General features: G+C 53.4%; 16 protein-coding genes. All 16 read right to left on the minus strand.

What is annotated here, in order from left to right; translation table 11 throughout:
- Nucleotides 1-7 precede the first annotated feature (7 nt).
- The 16 genes from nusA to NYE69_RS21760 all read right to left on the minus strand — a co-directional run bounded on the left by nusA (nt 8) and on the right by NYE69_RS21760 (nt 19,295).
- Complete coding sequence (gene nusA, locus NYE69_RS21685; RefSeq protein ID WP_328273278.1) at nt 8-1,105, minus strand: transcription termination factor NusA; 1,098 nt, start codon at nt 1,103-1,105, stop codon at nt 8-10.
- Nucleotides 1,106-1,167: 62 nt separating this feature from the next.
- A complete protein-coding gene (rimP, locus tag NYE69_RS21690) occupies nt 1,168-1,629 on the minus strand; it encodes a ribosome maturation factor RimP (RefSeq protein ID WP_036622326.1) in 462 nt (153 codons plus the stop codon).
- 225 nt (nt 1,630-1,854) lie between these two features.
- Nucleotides 1,855-6,171 (minus strand): PolC-type DNA polymerase III, encoded by a 4,317-nt coding sequence (locus tag NYE69_RS21695; RefSeq protein ID WP_340927920.1) that lies wholly within the window; start codon nt 6,169-6,171, stop codon nt 1,855-1,857.
- A 269-nt stretch (nt 6,172-6,440) separates the two neighbouring features.
- Nucleotides 6,441-7,892: a proline--tRNA ligase gene (gene proS / locus NYE69_RS21700; protein WP_340927922.1), complete on the minus strand. Its 1,452-nt coding sequence runs from the start codon at nt 7,890-7,892 to the stop codon at nt 6,441-6,443.
- A 74-nt stretch (nt 7,893-7,966) separates the two neighbouring features.
- Entirely contained in the window at nt 7,967-9,241 is a 1,275-nt protein-coding gene (gene rseP, locus NYE69_RS21705) for an RIP metalloprotease RseP (RefSeq protein ID WP_036622320.1), read from the minus strand.
- Nucleotides 9,242-9,392: 151 nt separating this feature from the next.
- Complete coding sequence (locus tag NYE69_RS21710; protein ID WP_340927923.1) at nt 9,393-10,532, minus strand: 1-deoxy-D-xylulose-5-phosphate reductoisomerase; 1,140 nt, start codon at nt 10,530-10,532, stop codon at nt 9,393-9,395.
- A 459-nt stretch (nt 10,533-10,991) separates the two neighbouring features.
- The gene (locus tag NYE69_RS21715; protein WP_340927924.1) at nt 10,992-11,789 is read right to left on the minus strand and encodes a phosphatidate cytidylyltransferase; all 798 of its coding nucleotides are present in this window, start codon (nt 11,787-11,789) and stop codon (nt 10,992-10,994) included.
- Between the two features lie 19 nt (nt 11,790-11,808).
- Nucleotides 11,809-12,576, minus strand: a complete 768-nt coding sequence (locus tag NYE69_RS21720) for an isoprenyl transferase (RefSeq protein WP_340927925.1) — start codon at nt 12,574-12,576, stop codon at nt 11,809-11,811.
- A gap of 71 nt (nt 12,577-12,647) precedes the next feature.
- A complete protein-coding gene (gene frr / locus NYE69_RS21725; RefSeq protein WP_036622313.1) occupies nt 12,648-13,202 on the minus strand; it encodes a ribosome recycling factor in 555 nt (184 codons plus the stop codon).
- Nucleotides 13,202-13,930, minus strand: coding sequence for a UMP kinase (gene pyrH / locus NYE69_RS21730; protein WP_036622311.1), 729 nt, complete (start codon nt 13,928-13,930; stop codon nt 13,202-13,204). The genes frr and pyrH overlap by 1 nt, the downstream gene beginning before the upstream one ends.
- A 130-nt stretch (nt 13,931-14,060) precedes the next feature.
- A complete protein-coding gene (tsf, locus tag NYE69_RS21735; protein WP_316560686.1) occupies nt 14,061-14,711 on the minus strand; it encodes a translation elongation factor Ts in 651 nt (216 codons plus the stop codon).
- A 327-nt stretch (nt 14,712-15,038) separates the two neighbouring features.
- Nucleotides 15,039-15,737 (minus strand): 30S ribosomal protein S2, encoded by a 699-nt coding sequence (gene rpsB, locus NYE69_RS21740; RefSeq protein WP_124332730.1) that lies wholly within the window; start codon nt 15,735-15,737, stop codon nt 15,039-15,041.
- A 429-nt stretch (nt 15,738-16,166) separates the two neighbouring features.
- Nucleotides 16,167-16,772, minus strand: coding sequence for a hypothetical protein (locus NYE69_RS21745; protein WP_340927926.1), 606 nt, complete (start codon nt 16,770-16,772; stop codon nt 16,167-16,169).
- Nucleotides 16,769-17,392, minus strand: a complete 624-nt coding sequence (locus NYE69_RS21750; RefSeq protein ID WP_340927927.1) for a hypothetical protein — start codon at nt 17,390-17,392, stop codon at nt 16,769-16,771. The genes NYE69_RS21745 and NYE69_RS21750 overlap by 4 nt, the downstream gene beginning before the upstream one ends.
- A gap of 90 nt (nt 17,393-17,482) precedes the next feature.
- Nucleotides 17,483-17,812 carry a hypothetical protein gene (locus NYE69_RS21755; RefSeq protein WP_328272231.1) on the minus strand — a complete coding sequence of 110 codons (330 nt, stop codon included), beginning with the start codon at nt 17,810-17,812 and terminating at the stop codon, nt 17,483-17,485.
- A gap of 73 nt (nt 17,813-17,885) precedes the next feature.
- Nucleotides 17,886-19,295 (minus strand): DUF342 domain-containing protein, encoded by a 1,410-nt coding sequence (locus NYE69_RS21760; protein ID WP_371861068.1) that lies wholly within the window; start codon nt 19,293-19,295, stop codon nt 17,886-17,888.
- Between the last annotated feature and the right edge of the window lie 9 nt (nt 19,296-19,304).

A 19,304-nucleotide genomic window follows, 5' to 3' on the forward strand; every position in this document is an offset into this window, starting at 1 on the left:
CCCCCGATCAATCTACGGAGATGGAATCCTGAGGCATTTCGTCCTGATCGGTTTTTTCTCTTCCGAATTCCTCTTCCGCTTGGGTTTCGCTCTTGATATCGATTTTCCAACCGGTCAATTTGGCCGCCAGGCGAGCGTTCTGGCCTTTGATGCCGATCGCCAGCGAAAGCTGATAATCCGGCACGATGACGCGCGCCATCTTCTCGGTCTCAAACACCTGCACCTCCAGCACCTTGGACGGGCTGAGCGCATTCGCCACATATTCCTCGACATTCTCCGAATAACGGACGATATCGATCTTCTCTCCGCGCAGCTCGTTCACGATCGTTTGCACCCGGGTGCCTTTCGGCCCTACGCAGGAGCCGACCGGATCGACCTCGCTGTTGCGGGAGTATACCGCGATTTTGGAACGGAATCCCGCTTCGCGGGCGACGGAACGGATCTCCACCACCCCGTCGAAAATTTCCGGCACCTCCAGCTCAAACAAGCGTTTCAACAGGCCCGGATGCGTGCGGGACAGCAGAATTTGCGGCCCCTTCGTCGTATTTTCCACCTTCGTGATGTATGCCTTGATGCGATCCCCATGCTTGAATTTCTCGTTTGGCATCAGCTCGTTCAAGGGCAGATGCGCTTCGATTTTGCCGAGATCGACATAGATGTTGCGCAGATCCTGACGCTGCACGATGCCGGTTACGATATCCTCTTCCTTCTCGACAAAGGCGTTGTAGATCAGTCCGCGCTCGGCTTCGCGGATCCGCTGGGTCACGACTTGTTTGGCGGTTTGCGCGGCGATGCGGCCGAAATCGCGAGGTGTAACTTCAATCTCGGTAATATCGTCAAGATGATAGTTCTGGTTGATCTCACGCGCGGCCGCCAGCGAAATCTCCGTGCGCGGATCCAGCACTTCTTCCACGACGAGCTTGCGGGCGTATACTTTAATCGCGCCGGTATGGCGGTTCATATCCACGCGAACGTTCTGCGCCGTATTGAAGTTCCGCTTGTAGCTGGAGATGAGCGCGGCTTCAATCGCTTCGAACAAAATATCTTTGCTGATTCCTTTTTCCCTTTCCAATTCATTCAAGGCTTCGATAAAATCCATACTCATTTGCCTCGAGTTCCCCCTTTCATAGTTCCCTGCAGGTCACGCTTAACCAAACATCCGCTGTTCTAGAAAATAATGGCCAACCTTGCGCTGGCTACTTTGCTGTATGGAATCGTGTGACTCTTCTTTCCGACTTCAACGACCAATTCGCCGTTCTCGAAGGAAAGAAGCCGGCCTTCAAACTCCTTCAGGCCGCCTACCGGTTCGTATGTAGTGACAAATACGTCTTTGCCGACGGCTTTCGATACATCCTCGGCTTTTTTGAGCGGACGCTCCGCGCCCGGCGAGGACACTTCCAGAAAATAAGCCGATGGAATCGGATCATTCTCATCGAGCTTTTCGCTAAGGTATTCGCTGATCCGGCCGCAGTCATCGATGTCGATGCCGCCGTCCTTGTCGACGAATACGCGAAGGAACCAGTTGCTTCCCTCCTTGACGTATTCCACGTCAACCAATTCAAAGCCGTGTTCCTCCAAATAAGGCGTGACCATTTGCTCTACGGTCGCTTTGATCTTCGGTGTGCTCAAGCGTACATTCCCTCCATCGCGTTCATTCCTGTATACCAAAGAGTAAAGAGTGGGTTTCCCCACTCTTTAAACAACGGTTCTATCTTCATGATTGCCAAAAAAATTATAACATAGTCCGCCAACAGTGACAAGTAAAAGGCCTTTACTACTAGAGGTAGTTCAAAAATTCGGCTTTTGCTCTCGGTGCTGGAAACCTGACTCTTTGAACTTAATTTAAACTTAAACTTAAAATAATGACAGCTGGTTGCTTTCGGGAAGTCCACGGAAGCAGCCCATGTTGCCGAGGAGTTCGACGATCGTTTTGCTCGCCTTCGATTTCTGCTGGAAGTCCTCGATCGACAGAAATTCGCCCTGCTCCTTGGCCGCGGCGATATTTTTGGCGGCGTTCTCCCCGATCCCGGCCAGCGCCGAGAACGGCGGAATCAGCGAATCGCCGTCCACGATGAACTTCGTCGCGTCGGAGCGGTACAAATCGATCGGTTTGAAATGGAAGCCGCGCGCGGTCATCTCCAGCGCCATTTCCAGAATCGGCAGCATCGCTTTCTCTTTAGGCAGCGCCTGAAAGCCTTTCTGCTCGATCTCTTCGATCTTGCGGTGAATCGCCTCATATCCCTGACAGCAAAGCTCGATGTCGAAATCCTCGCCGCGCACCGAGAAATATGTCGCGTAAAATTCGATCGGATGGTAGAGCTTGAAATAGGCGGTGCGCACCGCGGAAATAACGTATGCGGCGGCGTGGGCCTTCGGGAACATGTACTGGATCTTCAGACAGGAGTCGATGTACCATTGCGGCACCTTGCATTTCTTCATCTCCTCGATCCACTCCGGCGTCAGCCCTTTCCCTTTCCGTACGCTTTCCGTGATTTTGAAGGCGAGGCCGGCGTCCATACCCGCTTTGTAAATCAAAAACAGCATGATGTCGTCACGGCAGCCGATCACCGTTTTGATGTTGCAGGTTCCGTTTTTGATCAAATCCTGGGCATTGCCAAGCCAGACGCCCGTTCCGTGCGACAAGCCGGAAATCTGCAGCAGATCGGCAAACGACGACGGCTGCGATTCCACCAGCATCTGCCGGACGAACTTCGTGCCCATCTCGGGAATGCCGTACGTGGCGACCGGCGTGCGGATCTGTTCCGGCGTCACCCCAAGCGCTTCCGTCGAGTTGAAGATGCTCATCACCTTCGGATCGTTCATCGGGATGGTCGTCGGATCGACGCCCGTGAGATCCTGGAGCATCCGCATCATCGTCGGATCATCGTGCCCGAGGATATCGAGCTTCAGCAGGTTCGCGTCAAAGGCGTGATAATCGAAGTGCGTCGTTTTCCATTCCGCCTCGGTGTCGTCGGCCGGATACTGAACCGGGGTGATATCCTCCACCTCGATGTAGTCCGGCACGACCACGATCCCGCCGGGATGCTGGCCCGTGCTGCGCTTGACGCCGGTACACCCCGCCGCAAGCCGGCTCAGCTCGGCTCCGCGCCAATGCTTGTGATGCTCTTCCTCGTATTTTTTGGCGAAACCGTACGCCGTCTTTTCCGCCACGGTGCCGATCGTGCCGGCGCGGAACACATTTTTCTCGCCGAACAGCACTTTCGTGTAGTTATGGGCGTGCGGCTGATATTCCCCGGAGAAGTTAAGGTCGATATCGGGAACTTTGTCGCCCTTAAACCCAAGGAACGTTTCGAACGGGATATCGTGCCCCTCGCCCTTCAGCGTTTGCCCGCATTTCGGGCACGCCTTGTCCGGAAGGTCGAAACCGCTTGGCACGCTGCCGTCAAGGAACCATTCGCTGTACTTGCATTCCGGGTTTTGGCATATATAATGCGCCGGCAGCGGGTTGACCTCGGAGATGCCGAGGAACATGGCGACGACCGAGGAGCCGACGGACCCCCGGGAACCGACCAGATACCCGTCCTGGTTCGATTTTTTGACCAAACGTTCGGAGATCAAATAGTTCGCCGAGAACCCGTATTTGATAATCGGCTCCAGCTCTTTCTCCAGCCGCTTGACGACGACTTCCGGCAGATCCTCGCCGTAAATCTTTTTGGCCGTATCGTAACAAGTCCGGCGGATTTCCTCTTCCGCGCCTTCGATGATCGGCGTAAACAGCTTATCCGGAAACAGCTCGTATTCCTCAAATTCGTCGGCCAGCTTGGAGGTGTTGGCAACGACTACCTCGTAAGCCTTCTCCCCGCCGAGAAAAGCGAATTCCTCCAGCATTTCCTCCGTCGTCCGAAAATGCGCATCCGGCTTGCGTATATCCTTCAGCGGGCTAAACCCGGTGATGCCGTGAATCGTGATGTCGCGGAACAGCTTGTCCTTAGGATCGAGATAGTGCACGTTGCCGGTAGCCACCACCGGCTTATTCAGCTTCATCCCGATCTCGACGATTTTGCGGATCGCCGTCTCCAGCTCGGCCACGCTGCCGACCAATCCTTTGTCCACCAGATGCATATACATCGTCAGCGGCTGGATCTCCAGCACATCGTAAAACTCGGCCACAGCTTCCGCTTCCTCCACCGATTTGTTGAGCACCGTTTCGAAAAACTCGCCTTTTTCGCAGCCGGACATGATGAGCAGGCCTTCGCGCATTTCCACCAGCTTCGATTTCGGAATGCAGGGCACCCGTTTGAAATAGTCGGTGTGCGACAGGGACACGAGCTTAAACAGGTTTTTCTTGCCTGTAGCGTTGAGCGCGTAGACGCCGCAATGAAACGGCCGGGTATTCGACAGATCTTTGCCGACCTTATCGTTCAGCCGGTCCAGCGTCGTATACCCTTCGATTTTGATCGCATCTTCGAGCAGACCGTTCAAAATTTCCCCGAGCGCCAACGTATCGTCGATCGCCCGGTGGTGGTTCTCCAGCGACACCTTGTATTTGGCGGCAAGCGTATTTAACCGGTGATTCTTCAAGGTCGGGAACAGCATCCGGGCTAGTTCGAGCGTATCGAGCACCGGATTGTTCATCTGCGGCAGGCCCAGCTCTTTCAGCTTCGCGTTGACGAAATCGACGTCAAACCGGGCGTTATGGGCGACCAGCACCGCGTCCCCGGCAAACTCCACGAACCGCCGCAGCACGGGTTCCACATCCGGAGCGTCCCTGACCATTTCGTCGTTGATGTTGGTGAGCTGCTGGATATTGTAAGGAATCCGTTCATGCGGATTGACGAAGGTAGCGTAACGGTCCACTTCCTTGCCGTCCTGCATTTTAACGGCGGCAAGCTCGATGATTTTGTTTTGGGTGACGGAGAGACCGGTGGTTTCGATATCGAATACGATATATGTAGCGTCTTTCAAATCGTCCCCGCGCGGGTTCAGCACCACGGCGACATCGTCGTTCACCACGTTGGCTTCAACGCCGTAGATCATTTTTATGCCGTTTTTCTTCGCCGCCTTAGCCGCGTCGGGGTAACTTTGCACCCCGCCGTGATCGGTGATGGCGATCGCTTTATGCCCCCATTTGGCGGCCATCTTCACGTAATCGCCGATCGGGGTGACGGCGTCCATCGTGCTCATCGTCGTGTGCAGATGGAATTCGACCCGCTTCTCGGGAGCATTGTCCTTGCGTCCCGGAGGCGCCGTAATTTCCGTCAGATCGGAAGGGATCATCACCAGCTCGGGCACCTGCATAAAGCGGTCGAATTCGACTTTGCCGCGGGCCTTTACCCACTTGCCGTTTGCCAGTTGGCCCATCACTTTCAAATCTTCCTTGTTTTTCGCAAACAGCTTCATCGCCAGCGAGTCGGTAAAATCCGTCAAATTGAACGTAAACAACGTATTTCCGTTGCGCAGCTCCTTGCGGTCCAAACCGAAAATCGTTCCCTGGACCGTGATTTTCTTCTCTTCATCCTGAATGTCCTGAATCGGCACCGGCGGCTCCTTGATGTCGTATCCGATTTGCAGTTTGACGACTTCGCCGTCCACCTCTTCAGGCGGCGCTTCCACCGTCATGCTTTCCATCATTTTCTGGATGACCTCGCGTTCTTCCTCCACGATCCGCTGTTGGAACTCCTCGAACGCTTCGGCGCTCGTTTCGCCGGTTTGCAGCTTGACCCGCAGCTGCAGAGCAAAATAAGTTTCGTAAAACGTCACGATCGCCCGGTCGATATTTTTCTTGCGGGCCAGCTCCAGTGCGGTAGAATCGCCCAACGTTACGTTAACGAGATCGTTTTCGACTTCAAATCCGGCCCGGACCATCCAGCCGTTGACGGAAGGAACCTGACGCTGCACCCATTCCAAAAACAACCTCCAATACTCTCCAACGATATCTTTGGCCGACACTTCGCCGCCGTACCTGAATTCAAAGGAAATTGCCGCGATGTGCTCCATTTTTTCCTTGATGCGAAGGCAAAAAGTGCGGTAAGCCTGGGCCGGCACCAACGTATCCTTCCTGATCGTGATTTTCCATTCCTTGTTGCTGCGGCTAACCTCAACCCGCTCGATATAACCTTCGAGAAAATAGGGATCGATTAACGAGGCGGGAAGCTCCGCCTGCTTCATCAACAGTTCAAGCCGGTTTCTCTTGTCCTGAGTCTCCGTCATGTCTTCCTCCCCCATCTAAGTGCTGAAAACCCGACTTTTGGAACGCTCCGTTTAAAAATCAGGTCGGTGACTCCGCGTCCGCTTGCATGAAAAAGGCTTCCGGCGAGAAAACCGGCAGGCAATGAACCTGCCCGACAATTTACTGCCGAAAGCCCTCTTTTGGCTGTTGGTTTGCCCGCACAGGGGTTTCCCCGTATCATGCGTGTTCAAAAAGTCGGCTTTATCGCTTTTTGATCAACCTCTTATGGCTTGGACAAATAATTCAAGTTTTAATAGGCTCTGGCAAAAACGACGGTATGTTTGGCTTGTTCCCCGCAAACAAGGCAAGTGTGCTTCTTCTCTTTCGGTTCAAATGGAATGTTGCGGCTGGTCGCGCCGGTTTCCTCTTTCACCTGGCGTTCGCAAGCCTCCGAACCGCACCAGCCGGCCAGCGTAAAGCCGCGTTTTTCTTCAATGCTCGCCTTCATTTCATCCAGCGTGTCCACGGAGTAGAAATGCTCCTCGCGGAACGCCTTGGCGCGATCGTACATTTCCTGATGCACTTGATCGAGCATCGCCCGGACTTCTTCGACCAGATTGTTCTGCTGAACGACTTTTTTCTCGCCGCTGATGCGGGAAACCAGCACGCACACGCCGTTCTCCATATCCCGCGGTCCGATCTCCAGGCGTACCGGCACGCCGCGCATTTCGTATTCGTTGAATTTCCACCCCGGACGAAGATCGGAGCGGTCGTCGATCCCGACGCGAATCCCCGCCTGCTTCAGTTCAGCGAACAATTCGTCGGCTCTTCCCACCACCGCGTCCCACGTTTTCGGCGGGCCGATCGGAATGATCATCACCTGCTTCGGCGCAACCTTCGGCGGCAGAACAAGGCCGCGGTCGTCGCCGTGAACCATGATCAGCGAGCCGATCAGCCGGGTGCTTACCCCCCAGGAAGTCGTATGCACATATTCCCGGACATTGTCCCGGTTCAAATATTGAATATTAAAGGCCGACGCAAAATTCGTCCCCAAATAATGAGAGGTTCCGGCTTGCACGGCGCGGCCGTCCTTCATCATCGCTTCGATAGAATAGGTGTCCACCGCGCCGGCGAATTTTTCGGACGGCGTTTTTTGCCCGACAATGACCGGAATCGCTAAGTAGTTCTCGACAAAATCGCGGTAAATCTCCAGCATGCGCATCGTCTCTTCCCGCGCGTCCTGCTCGTTTTCATGGGCGGTATGGCCTTCCTGCCAAAGGAATTCGCTAGTGCGCAGGAACGGCAGCGTCCGTTTCTCCCAACGGACCACATTTGCCCACTGGTTGATCAGCACCGGCAAATCCCGGTAGGATTGAATCCATTTCTCATACATATGCCCGATCATCGTTTCCGAGGTCGGACGGATGGCCAGCCGCTCCTCCAATTTCTCGCCGGCGGCTTCGGTTACCCAAGGCAGCTCCGGGTTAAAGCCTTCGACATGTTCCTTCTCCTTCTGGAAGAAGCTTTCCGGAATGAAGAGCGGAAAATAAGCGTTGCGATGCCCCGTTTCCTTAAAACGGCGATCCAGCTCCTCCTGAATGTGCTCCCAGATTTCGTAACCGTCCGGCTTAAAAACGATACAGCCGCGCACCGGCGAGTAATCCATTAAATCCGCTTTTTTAATCACGTCGATGTACCATCTGGAGAAGTCTTCTCCCTGAGGGGTAATCTCCGTAACGAATTGTTTCTCCTCTTTTGCCATAAGAACCCTTGTCCTCCCGTTAAAAAACAACAATTTTTATTTCACCGCGTGATTCGCACGGTTCGGGCAACCGGTCAGCCGTGGAACAAACGCAATATATCATTATAGGTGACCGCGATCATCAGCAGGAACAGCATCGCAAAGCCGATGAAATGCACCATGCCTTCGCGGTTCGGATCGATCGGCTTGCCGCGCAGTGCCTCGACTCCAAGGAACACGAGGCGGCTGCCATCCAGCGCCGGAATCGGCAGCAGGTTGAATATGCCAAGGTAAAGGCTCAGGATTGCCGCCCAATACGTAAGCTGGGCTAACCCTTGTTTGGCGATTTGCCCCGTCATTTCAAACGTGCGCACCGGCCCGCCCAGATCGTCCATGGAAAACTTGTTGATCAACTGCTTAAAGCCGAGAAAAATCCCCTCGGTCGTGGACACCATTTTCTGTCCGGCCACCTGGAACGTCTCGCCGAAGGAGGCGCTGCGGGTCGGGAAAACCGTCACGATCGTGCTGCCCACTTTTCCGTCTTCATTTTCGGCCCCGCGCGGGGTAATCGTAAAGCTCAGCGTTTCTTCGCCGCGTTTGACCGTCCATTGCATCGGTTTGCCCTTGGAAGCTTGAATCTTCCCGATCATTGCGTTCGCATCGGTGCCGACCGGCTGACCGTTGATCGTCTCGATAATATCTCCAGGCTGAAGCCCGACTTCCGCCGCCGGCATCCCTTTCACAACTTCGCCGATCTGCAGATGGCTTGGCGTTTCCAGCGGAATCCCCGCCATTTGCGTATGCAGGGCAAACAAAACAAAGGCCAAAACAAAGTTCATAAAAGGCCCGGCGAAGATCGACAACGCCCGCTGCCCGACCGTCTTGCTGCCGTATTGCCGATCCCTCGGCGCGATTTGCGTTTCTTTGCCTTTGGTCACCAGCATCGCCTGCGGATGAACGGGGTAAGAGACCACCTCTCCATCCACATCCAGACGAACTGCAAGATCGTCCTGCAAATCAGCGTGCCGCACCTCGCCGCGGATAACATTTTTGCGGCTGTCCAGCCGGTCCAAATAAATTTTACGTACGGTATCGCCATCCAGGCGCAGCGCGACGGTTTGTCCTTCGGCGATCTGGACCAGTTCGGGCTCTTCCCCCGCCATGCGGGCATACCCGCCGAACGGAAGCAGGCGCAATGTAAACTGCGTCTCTCCTCTTCTGAAAGAAAGCAGTTTCGGTCCAAAGCCGATCGCGAATTCACGCACCAAAATACCTGCGCGTTTCGCGAAGTAATAGTGCCCCCATTCGTGCACCGTGACGATGATGAAGAACATGAGCACCGTCAAAAATATGATTTTAAGCAATTCCAAGCGTAAGCATCCTCCTTTTGGCCACGGATCGTCCTAGGGCGTCTTCTTAGATTAACATTATTCTCCGATCAGGCACAAGAGAATACCGCCGCCGGACTTTTCCGGTGCAAAAGAGGAATTTTATAGAGGTTCCGGCCCAAGCGGGCGGGCTCTATAAAGATTCGGCCATGTTCCGGGCCCAGCGGTCGGCGGAGCGAATCCCTTCCAGATCCGGCTCCTCCTGAACGTCGTGTTTGGACAACACCGTTTCAATAATCGTCTCAATCTGCAGAAACGAAATGTTTCCGCTTAGAAAGCGGGCGACAGCCACTTCATTGGCAGCATTGTAAACACAAGTGGCTGTACCCCCTATTTTACCACACTCGAAGGCTAGTCTTAAACAAGGGAACCGGTTGTAGTCCATCTCCCGGAAATGCAGCTTGCCCACTTCCGCCAGGGACAGCCTTTTGGCTTCGGACGGCCAGCGGCGCGGATAGGAAAGCGCGTATTGGATCGGAACCCGCATATCCGGTGTTCCTAATTGGGCGATCACGCTGCCGTCACGATATTCAACGAAAGAGTGGATAATGCTCTCGGGATGCAGCAGCACTCCGATCTGTTCGTAAGGAAGGCCAAACAGCCAATGGGCTTCAATGACCTCCAGTCCTTTGTTGACCATCGTGGCCGAATCGATCGTAATTTTGGCGCCCATGGACCAATTGGGATGCTTTAACGCATCCTCGACCGTAACGTTTCGCAGCTCTTCACGGGTTAAATCGCGGAACGAGCCGCCGGAAGCCGTCAGCGTAATTTGGCGCACCTCTTCGATTCGCTCCCCGTTCAAACATTGAAAAATAGCGGAATGCTCGCTGTCGACCGGCAGCAAAGCGACGCCCTTGCGCCCCGCCGCTTCGGTAACCAGATGGCCGGCCGTCACCAGCGTTTCCTTGTTCGCCAGCGCAATATGCTTTCCGGCCTCAATCGCCGCGATCGTCGCCGGGAGGCCGGCGCTGCCCACGATGGCGGTGACTACCGTTTCCGCCTCCGTCCCCGCAGCCACCTCGATCAGTCCTTGCTCCCCGTAATACAGCTGCACATCTTCCGGAAGCTGAGGGCGCACTCGCTCGGCCAGCTCTTTCGTGGCCACCGAAGCTTTTTTCGGCCGAAACCGGTTTACCTGTTCGGCAAACAGCCCGATATTTCCGCCGGCCGCAAGCCCCGTAATTTCAAATTGCCCGGGATGCTGCCGTACGACATCCAGCGTTTGGGTACCGATCGACCCCGTCGACCCGATCAACGCTATTTTTTTCATATCGCACCTCTAAACAATGGAGTTTTGTGATTTTCAAACTCATTTCAATCAATGTTTAAAAATCGGCTTTTCAGCACCGAAGCATATGCTTGTTCTACATTAGTCTTGTGCTCAGCATCGTCCCCATAAAATAGAGGAACTCTAGGGGCCTATTTTCCCGAATTTGAGCCAATTCATCACCATAAGGGAACTTTTCGGTCTTATTTCCGATGAACAGGTCGAAAATGCTGCCTTTTGCCACTAGATCGTGAAAATAGCGCCATAAAATTCCTCTATTTCACGAAACATGGGGGACATCGGCTGAAATAGCGCCTTTTTTTTCCTTTATGTTGTCCCCGGGATTTTCAAAAGACTATTTTGCCGTTTTCTCAATTCTTCACTTGCCATCATACTGACGTTATTTCTCAGAACCGTCTCTAGTTCTTGCCTCGTGATCAAAAGCCGATTTTTAAACTACCTCTACGGGAGGAGAGACAGGATATGTATGAATGGGAACACCACAATCCAACTGTCGCAGCGGTCCAAAATCCCGCCATGACCGGGCAGCAGCTTCCCCGTATCCTTAACACCGTATACACGTTTGTAGGCAGACTGGATCAAATCGCCGAATTGTCCGACGACGGCGGCGGATACCCCAACCGCCGCGGCTCGTCCAATACTTAACAAGCCGCCGGAAATCACGGCAAAAACGACCGCGACGATCACCGCCAACGCTACTCCGCCAAGCGCTCCCTCAACCGTCTTGTTCGGACTGATAGCCGGCCACAGCTTGCTCTTTCCAAACCGGCGGCCGGTGAAATAAGCCCCGGCGTCGCTGCTCCAAATCGCAGCCAGCAGCAACAATGTCCAAAACAGCCCGTGGCCGTCCGGCGTGCTGCGTGTCTCAGCGATCGATGAAAACCCGATTCCGATGTAAACGGCGCCCAGAAACAGCAGCGCGGCTTGAGCGATCGGAACCTCGTTTTTGGAAGTCACCGTCACCGCCAAAAACAGAAGCATCAGCAGCCACAGGATCGCCAAAGTCGGGAGCGGCATGGGAATTTGTAAAAGAGTCCAAGGAAAACCCAAATACAAAACGCCTAAATATCCCAAAACGGCGGTTCCGCCAAACGCCGGCAGCCCGGTCATACGGACGAATTCATAGTAGCCGATCAGAGCCATTATTAAGATGAGTACATGATAGGTTAGTCCGCCCAGCCAGCACATGCCCAGAAAAAAACCGCCGGCGACGATCCCTGTAATCAACCGCTGTTTCAAGAGTTTACACCTTCCATCGCTAGCTTAATCCGCCGTAGCGCCGCGTGCGCCGCTGGTATTCGGCCACCGCTTCGATCAAATGCTCCTGCTTGAATTCCGGCCAGTAAACATCCGTGAACCACAGTTCGCTGTAAGCCGTTTGCCAAAGCATAAAGTTGCTGAGCCGCAGTTCGCCTCCGGTCCGAATGAGCAGATCCGGCTCAGGCAGCCCCGCCGATAGCAAATGGCTATCAATCGAATCGGGGGTAATGTCTTCCACAGACAGCTCACCGTTCTGCACAAGCCTGGCAACGGCTTTGACGCTCTCGGCAATTTCGCGGCGGCTGCCGTAATTCAGGGCAAAATTCAAAATAAGTCCGGTATTGTGTTTTGTACGCTCGGTCGCTTCTTCCATGGCGGCTATCGTATGGGGAGGCAGCATGTCCGTGTATCCCATCATTCGCACCTGGACATTCTTTTCGATCAACTCCTCAAGCTCAATCGCCAAAAATTCCTGCGGAAGCGACATTAGAAAATCGACTTCATCCTTCGGCCGTTTCCAATTTTCCGTCGAGAAAGCATACAGCGTTAAAACGGAAATGCCAAGTTCGTCAGCCGCAATCGTCGCACGCTTGACGGCTTTCATACCTGTACGATGTCCGACGATTCGCGGCAAACCAAGCCTGCGCGCCCAACGCCCGTTCCCGTCCATAATGATGGCCACATGCTTTGGAATGTTGTCGGGAGCTAAAACAACAGACGCCGGACGCTGCTTTTTTTTCCACCAGGGTTGAAATAACTTGATCATTCCTTTTCCTCCAGCCGATGATGAAAAAGAGACAAAACCCCACCGTAAAAGGAGGGGCCGCTTATCGTCTCTTAAACTTCCATAATCTCTTTCTCTTTCGCAGCAAGAACCTTATCTACTTCCGCGATGTATTTATCCGTCGTTTTCTGAATATCCTCTTGATGCCGGCGCGACTCGTCTTCCGAAATATCCGTTTTCTCCAGCTTCTTGATCTCGTCGTTGGCATCGCGGCGAATGTTGCGGATGGCGACTTTCGCCTCTTCTCCATGCTTCTTCGTCATCTTCACGAGTTCAATGCGGCGTTCCTCCGTCAACGGCGGAATCGTCAACCGGATGGACGATCCGTCATTCGCCGGGGTCAGCCCGAGATCGGATTTTTGGATCGCGCGTTCGATATCGGACAGCGATGATTTGTCCCAAGGCTGGATCAACAATGTCCGGGAATCCGGCGTATTGATGTTGGCCAATTGATTGACCGGAGTCGGCGCCCCGTAATACTCCACCTGAATGCGATCCAAAAGCGATGGAGTTGCTCTTCCCGCACGCAGCGTCGCAAGATCTCTTTTCAGCGCCTGGATTGCTTTGTCCATGCGTTCTTCGGCATGCTTTTTAACTGACTGTGGCATTATTCAACACTCCCTTTAACGATCGTCCCGATTTTTTCACCGAGCACGACCCGCTTAATGTTTCCTTGTTCCGTAATGGCAAACACGATCAGCGGAATGTCATTGTCCATACACAGCGATGAAGCCGTGGAGTCCATAACACCTAAGTTTTTGTTCAGCACATCCAAATAAGTGAGGGATTCGTACTTCACCGCATTCGGATCTACAAACGGATCGGCGGAATAAACGCCGTCCACTTTATTTTTCGCCATGAGGATCACTTCCGCTTCGATCTCGGCGGCGCGCAGCGCAGCAGTCGTGTCCGTAGAGAAAAACGGATTGCCCGTGCCGGCGGCAAAGATGACGACCCGGCCTTTCTCCAAGTGACGAATCGCCCGGCGCCGGATATAAGGTTCGGCGATTTGCTGCATCGCGATGGACGTTTGCACCCGGGTCGGAACCCCGATCTGCTCCAGCGCGTCCTGCAGGGCCAGGGAATTCATCACGGTCGCGAGCATGCCCATGTAATCGGCCGTAGCCCGGTCAATGCCCTTGGCGCTCCCGGCAATTCCGCGCCAAATATTGCCCCCGCCGCAAACGATCGCTACCTGAACGCCCAGTTCCACCACTTCCTTGACCTGTTCGGCGATGGATGAAATGGTGTCGGCGTCGATACCGTACCCGTTTTGACCGGCAAGCGACTCCCCACTGACCTTTAATACAACACGTTTAAACACTGGCTGTTCCAAATGTATACCTCCACATCGAACTCATTCGCGACAAACAATAAAGAAAAACGTCTACCAACGCACTTTGATCTTAAAAAAGAAGGAACACGGCGTGTTCCAACTTTCCTTGCGTTTATGATTGGTCTTTAGATTATTTATTTACTTGGGACATTACTTCTTCTACGAAGTTGTCCACTTTCTTCTCCATACCTTCGCCAAGTTCATAACGAACGAAGCGGCGGATGGAAATGTTTTCGCCGATCGTGCTGATTTTTTCATTAACCAGCTGGGCGATCGTTTTGTCCGGGTCTTTAACGAAAGCTTGCTCCAGCAAACAGAACTCTTCGAAATATTTGCCGATGCGGCCTTCCACCATTTTTTCCACGATTTTTTCCGGTTTGCCTTCGTTAAGGGCTTGTGCCTTTAAAATTTCCTTTTCCTTTTCGATTTCTTCCTGCGGCACTTCTTCGCGGCGAACGTAACGCGGGCTCATCGCAGCGATATGCATGGCGATATCGCGGGCGAAATCTTTAAATTGATCCGTTTTGGCAACGAAGTCGGTTTCACAGTTGATTTCCACCAGAACCCCGATCCGTCCGCCGGCGTGTATGTAAGACTCAACCACGCCTTCCGTAGCGATGCGGCCAGCTTTATTGGCGGCAGCGGCAAGACCTTTTTCGCGAAGCAGCTCGATCGCCTTCGTCAGATCGCCGCCGGCTTCCTCCAGCGCTTTTTTGCAATCGAGCATCCCTGCGCCCGTTTTTTCACGTAGTTCTTTAACCGTTTTAGCGTCAACAGCCATTGTTTAATTCCCTCCGTTATTGTTATAAAAATCAAAGCCGATTTTTCAAACTTCCTAATTAAGATCAAGGTTTAAAAATCGGGTTTTCAGCACCGAGAAGGTTGGACGAAACTAGGGATCGAGGAGCGGAGCGTAGGTTTGGCCTACGTGAGCACCGGAGATCCCGGTTAAGTTCAAGATTCGACGCCGAAATGTCTTCCACGTAATATCTTCGTGATCAAAACTCGATTTTTAAACTTCCTCTTTAAAAAAAGGGTAGTGAGAGGTTTGACACCTACCAACCACCCTTTTCATTTAATTTATCGCTTATTGTCGGCAATTAGCCGCTTACGCCGTCGTTTGCTCGCCTTGGTTAGCTTCGATCACGGCGTCCGCCATTTTGCTGGTCAACAGTTTAACCGCGCGGATCGCGTCGTCGTTGCCCGGAATGACATAGTCGATTTCGTCCGGATCGCAGTTGGTATCAACGATACCTACGATCGGGATACCAAGTTTGCGGGCTTCCGCAACCGCAATGCGCTCTTTGCGCGGATCGATGACGAACAAAGCGCTTGGCAGACCTTTCATGTTCTTGATTCCGCCGAGGAATTTCTCAAGACGTTCTTTCTCCTTGCGGAGAATAATAACTTCTTTCTTCGGCAATACGGAGAACGTGCCGTCTTCTTCCCAAGTTTCCAATTGTTTCAAACGGTCGATCCGTTTTTGAATCGTTTGGAAGTTAGTCAACGTACCGCCCAACCAACGTTGATTAATGTAGAATTGGCCAGCGCGTTCCGCTTCTTCTTTCACGGAATCTTGAGCTTGTTTCTTCGTGCCCACGAACAGAATGGTTCCATTCTCTTCCGCAATGCTTTTTACGAAGTTGTAAGCTTCTTCGACTTTCTTGACCGTTTTTTGCAGGTCGATAATGTAAATACCGTTTCTTTCGGTGAAGATATAACGATCCATTTTCGGGTTCCAGCGACGAGTCTGGTGACCGAAGTGAACGCCTGCTTCAAGCAGTTGTTTCATGGAGATTACTGCCATCTTCACGCACCTCCTAAGTTTGGTTTTTTTATGATGCTTCCTCCGCAGGTTTCATTTTCCGACAAGACTCCCTTGCTTAAAGAGGCAGTTCAAAAAGTCCGCTTTTGATCACGAAGAAGGTCAAGAAGCGGATTCGACGTCGAATCTTAAATTCAGCCGGGCCTTCCGTTGCTCACGTACCCAAAACGTACGCTCCGCTCCTTTCGTCCCTAGCTTCATCCAACCTTCTCGGTGCTGAAAACCAGCCTTTTTGAACACGCATTTTATCAAGCGAGCACCCTTGTCGAAATCAGCCTGCGTGCGTTATAACACCGTCAATTAATATACCATAAGTGAAAAACGGATGCAACCGATGTTTCCCTTATTTCGCCTTTCGGACGAGTACACGCGAAAAAGGCACCTTTCGGTGCCTTGCGGATGGGCTCCGGTTTATTTTCCCGAAGCCTTTGGCGAAATTTTGGCAATAATCGAGTCGTAATCTTCACCCTCGGTAAACGTGTACGTTCCGGTTCGGATTTTGTTATTGATTTTTTTCGCTTTGGCCGCCTTCAAAAAAGCTTCCTTCTCCGTAATCACGCCGGCCTGATACAAGCCTTCCGCCACGCCGGCAAGCGTGCTGCCGTAAGCGATTTTGTACTCGACGGAAACCGCCGCGGGCTTGGCCGGTTTGGCGGGCGTTTGCGGCTTCTCCGCATCCGCGCTTGCCTGCGGCTTGTTTTCTGCCGAGCTCGGCTTGGCCGGCGCGGCCGGAGCTTGCGGAGCATCGGGATTCTTGGGTGACGCCGGAACATCCGGCTCATCTCCTTCTCCCCCATCCTCCTGGCCGGTGCCGGCTTTCTCCTGCCACTGCTCTTCGGTCAGCAACTCTTCATCCGCAGCGACAACTTTCAGGCCGAGTTGTTCGGCGGCTTGCTTCACCTGCTCCGCCGTATAAAGCTTGCCGCCCCCTTGTCCAAGGATCATCAACTGCAAAAGGAGCGCTCCGGCAATCAGACCGCAGCCAAGCCCCAGCATAAAATGGCGGTTTTTAATCATCGGGACTCCTCCTTTTTGGCCAACTGCAGGATGAGCTGCACCTCGCCCCGTTGAAGTCCCGTCGACTTCGCGATCATGTCGATCGACTTTCCTTTTTCATATAAGTCAAACAGTTCCGGATACCTGCCGCGGACATGATCTCCGTCATCCTCCGGTGCAGACGCCGGTTCCGGGGCGGGCCCGGCCGCAAGCGCGGCCGGTTCGGAAGCTTGTCCGGAAACGGCGGCGCTTGCGATCGTCAAGCTTGCTTCCGCCGCGGCTGCTGCCGGAACGGAAACGGCGGAGACGTTCTCCCCTACGGAAGCCGCCAAGCTTTCCAAGCGCGCTTCGCTCTGCCGGGCCGAAAACTCCACATCGCTAAGCCGCTTGCGCAGCTCGGCGGTCTGCTCCTGCTGGGCCAGCTGTTTGGAGGCAAACTCCTGTTTCATCTGGGACACCAAATCGATAAGCTCCTGATTTTCTCTTTCGATTTCCGACATGTATTGTTCCAACGTGGCTTCCATCTCTTTCGCCGCGTCGTTCTTCGGGCTTGAGGCTTGGCGTCCCGGCAATAGCAGGGCGTATACAAGCGCCGCCACCCCCAGAAGTACAACATAGAACCAGGGGTCTCCAAATGACAATGTAATCCTCACCTTTTTGCTGTTGAATTGAAGTGCCTAACTTAAGGCCGGCTTGCATCCTCCCCCGATCCCTGAAGTAAGTTCCCCGAATTACAGAGAGAAATCGATATGCCGCCCTTTATACGGATGCTCGGCCAAGTGCTCCGGCTTCGTCTCCGGCTCTTCCGGTTTGCCGCCGGACCCGCGTTCCGGTTCCTGCTCCTGGCCGGAGGAGCCATTTCCTTCCCGCCTTACATTCTTATTGCGGTTGCTCTCGTCCATTTCAGCGGTCCGCTGGCGGTCCGCTTCCCCGGTTTTGACGGCTTGCTGCGAAAGCAGATTCTGATCGAGAAGAGGGCGATGCTGCTGATCATGCTGAACGCGGCCGGCTTCGCTGGTGCGCGGGACCGCGATTTGCAATTCCACGGGTTTCATATTCATGGGATCACCTCATCCGAAATGAAGGAAAATACTTCGATAAGAACCAGGATTCCTTCCTAAATAGGAGCCGTTGTTAGATGTAAGCCGACATGGAAATATCCCCTTCGCTGTAGTAAAAAGACATGCGCGAAATGGGCTCTTTGATATATTTCGTATAGCGGCCAATCACGATTTTGGAACCGCCGTAAATCATTTTCAGTACGTCAACACGCGCCTTGCCGGTATCCTCCAGCGCTTTTTCGATCGCAAGCATGCGTTCTTTCATCAAATCCAATTCCTGCATATTCGATTTTTTAGTCAAATTCAGTTTGGAACGCATCGCCACCTTGTCCGGCGTCAGCTTTCCGAGCGAGGCGAGTTGATCCAAAAGTGTCAGCGCTTTCTCGGTTTTGTCGAGATTCGCCAGCTGATCCTTCACCTGCTGGCGTAATTCCTGAAGCTCGTTGCGCAGTTCCGGCAGCGCCCCCACCTCGATCGAGGTCGTCGTCGACATCGGGTTGCCGATGATCCGGGCGATCACTTTTTCCCCGGCCTGGACGCTGCCGCCGACGATGAGCCCTTTCGCCCCGCTGCACAAAACGTCGCGCCCGGCGCGGATATTGGAGTGCATAATGCTTTGGGAAACGATGACGTCCTCCCCCGCCTGAACGTTTCCGTCCTGAATAAACGAGCTTTTCACGTTTTGCCCGGCTTTGACCAAACCTTTGTTGTAACCGATGATCCCGCCGGTGATTTCGATAGACCCGTCGGCGTACAGTTCCGCCCCTTCAACCCCGCCAACAACGCGAATGTCCCCGGCCGCACTGATCCTAAAGCCGGTCAGTACATTACCGCGGACAACGACTGTTCCTACGAAATCGATATTGCCGATGCTGTAATCGACGTCCCCGTTGATCTCGTATACGGGGAATACGTTTAGCTTCCCCTTGTCGGTAAGCGTCACCAGACCGTCAATCGCCGCATACAGGGCGGTTTGCTCCGGGTTCAGGACGACGTTCTTCCCGATTTTGAAACGGGCGGCTTTCCCGTCTTTGCAGGGAATCACTTCCCCGGTCACGGCCGTTCCCGGGCGTCCGGGCACAGGAGGGACAAGTTCGGCGATAATTTGGCCTTTACGGATATTGTTCAGTCTCGTAATATCTTTCAAGTCCACTTTGCCGTCTTCGGTTTCCGCCGGTTGATGGCGATTGTCGTCATCGAGGGAAAGCGCGTAGCGGATTGAACCGTCTTGCCCGTGCACCGGCTCTTGCCCGATGGCAATCGGCGTTCTACTGAAAAAGTACTCCTTCGGATTCGACGCAAAACGTCTGACGATGTCTTCCTGTAGCCCGAATTTAAGCCCTTCGCTATGTAAAAATTGACGCAGCGCGTCCTCCGTACAGGAAAAATCGTCTTCCTTCTTTAAAAACTGCAGGTAGGCTACCGTCTTGTCATCATTTAACGTGACGCTTAAGATCTGCCTTAAATCGTCCATAAGCTCCAAGAAGTCGTT

Source organism: Paenibacillus sp. FSL R5-0527, from assembly GCF_038008055.1.
GTDB lineage: Bacteria > Bacillota > Bacilli > Paenibacillales > Paenibacillaceae > Fontibacillus > Fontibacillus macerans.

Coding starts and splice junctions, on each gene's coding strand:
- nusA (WP_328273278.1), bottom strand. CDS start 1,105: ATGAGTATGGATTTTATCGAAGCCTTGAATGAATTGGAAAGGGAAAAA.
- NYE69_RS21695 (WP_340927920.1), bottom strand. CDS start 6,171: ATGACGGAGACTCAGGACAAGAGAAACCGGCTTGAACTGTTGATGAAG.
- proS (WP_340927922.1), bottom strand. CDS start 7,892: ATGGCAAAAGAGGAGAAACAATTCGTTACGGAGATTACCCCTCAGGGA.
- NYE69_RS21710 (WP_340927923.1), bottom strand. CDS start 10,532: ATGAAAAAAATAGCGTTGATCGGGTCGACGGGGTCGATCGGTACCCAA.
- NYE69_RS21720 (WP_340927925.1), bottom strand. CDS start 12,576: ATGATCAAGTTATTTCAACCCTGGTGGAAAAAAAAGCAGCGTCCGGCG.
- frr (WP_036622313.1), bottom strand. CDS start 13,202: ATGCCACAGTCAGTTAAAAAGCATGCCGAAGAACGCATGGACAAAGCA.
- tsf (WP_316560686.1), bottom strand. CDS start 14,711: ATGGCTGTTGACGCTAAAACGGTTAAAGAACTACGTGAAAAAACGGGC.
- rpsB (WP_124332730.1), bottom strand. CDS start 15,737: ATGGCAGTAATCTCCATGAAACAACTGCTTGAAGCAGGCGTTCACTTC.
- NYE69_RS21745 (WP_340927926.1), bottom strand. CDS start 16,772: ATGATTAAAAACCGCCATTTTATGCTGGGGCTTGGCTGCGGTCTGATT.
- NYE69_RS21755 (WP_328272231.1), bottom strand. CDS start 17,812: ATGAATATGAAACCCGTGGAATTGCAAATCGCGGTCCCGCGCACCAGC.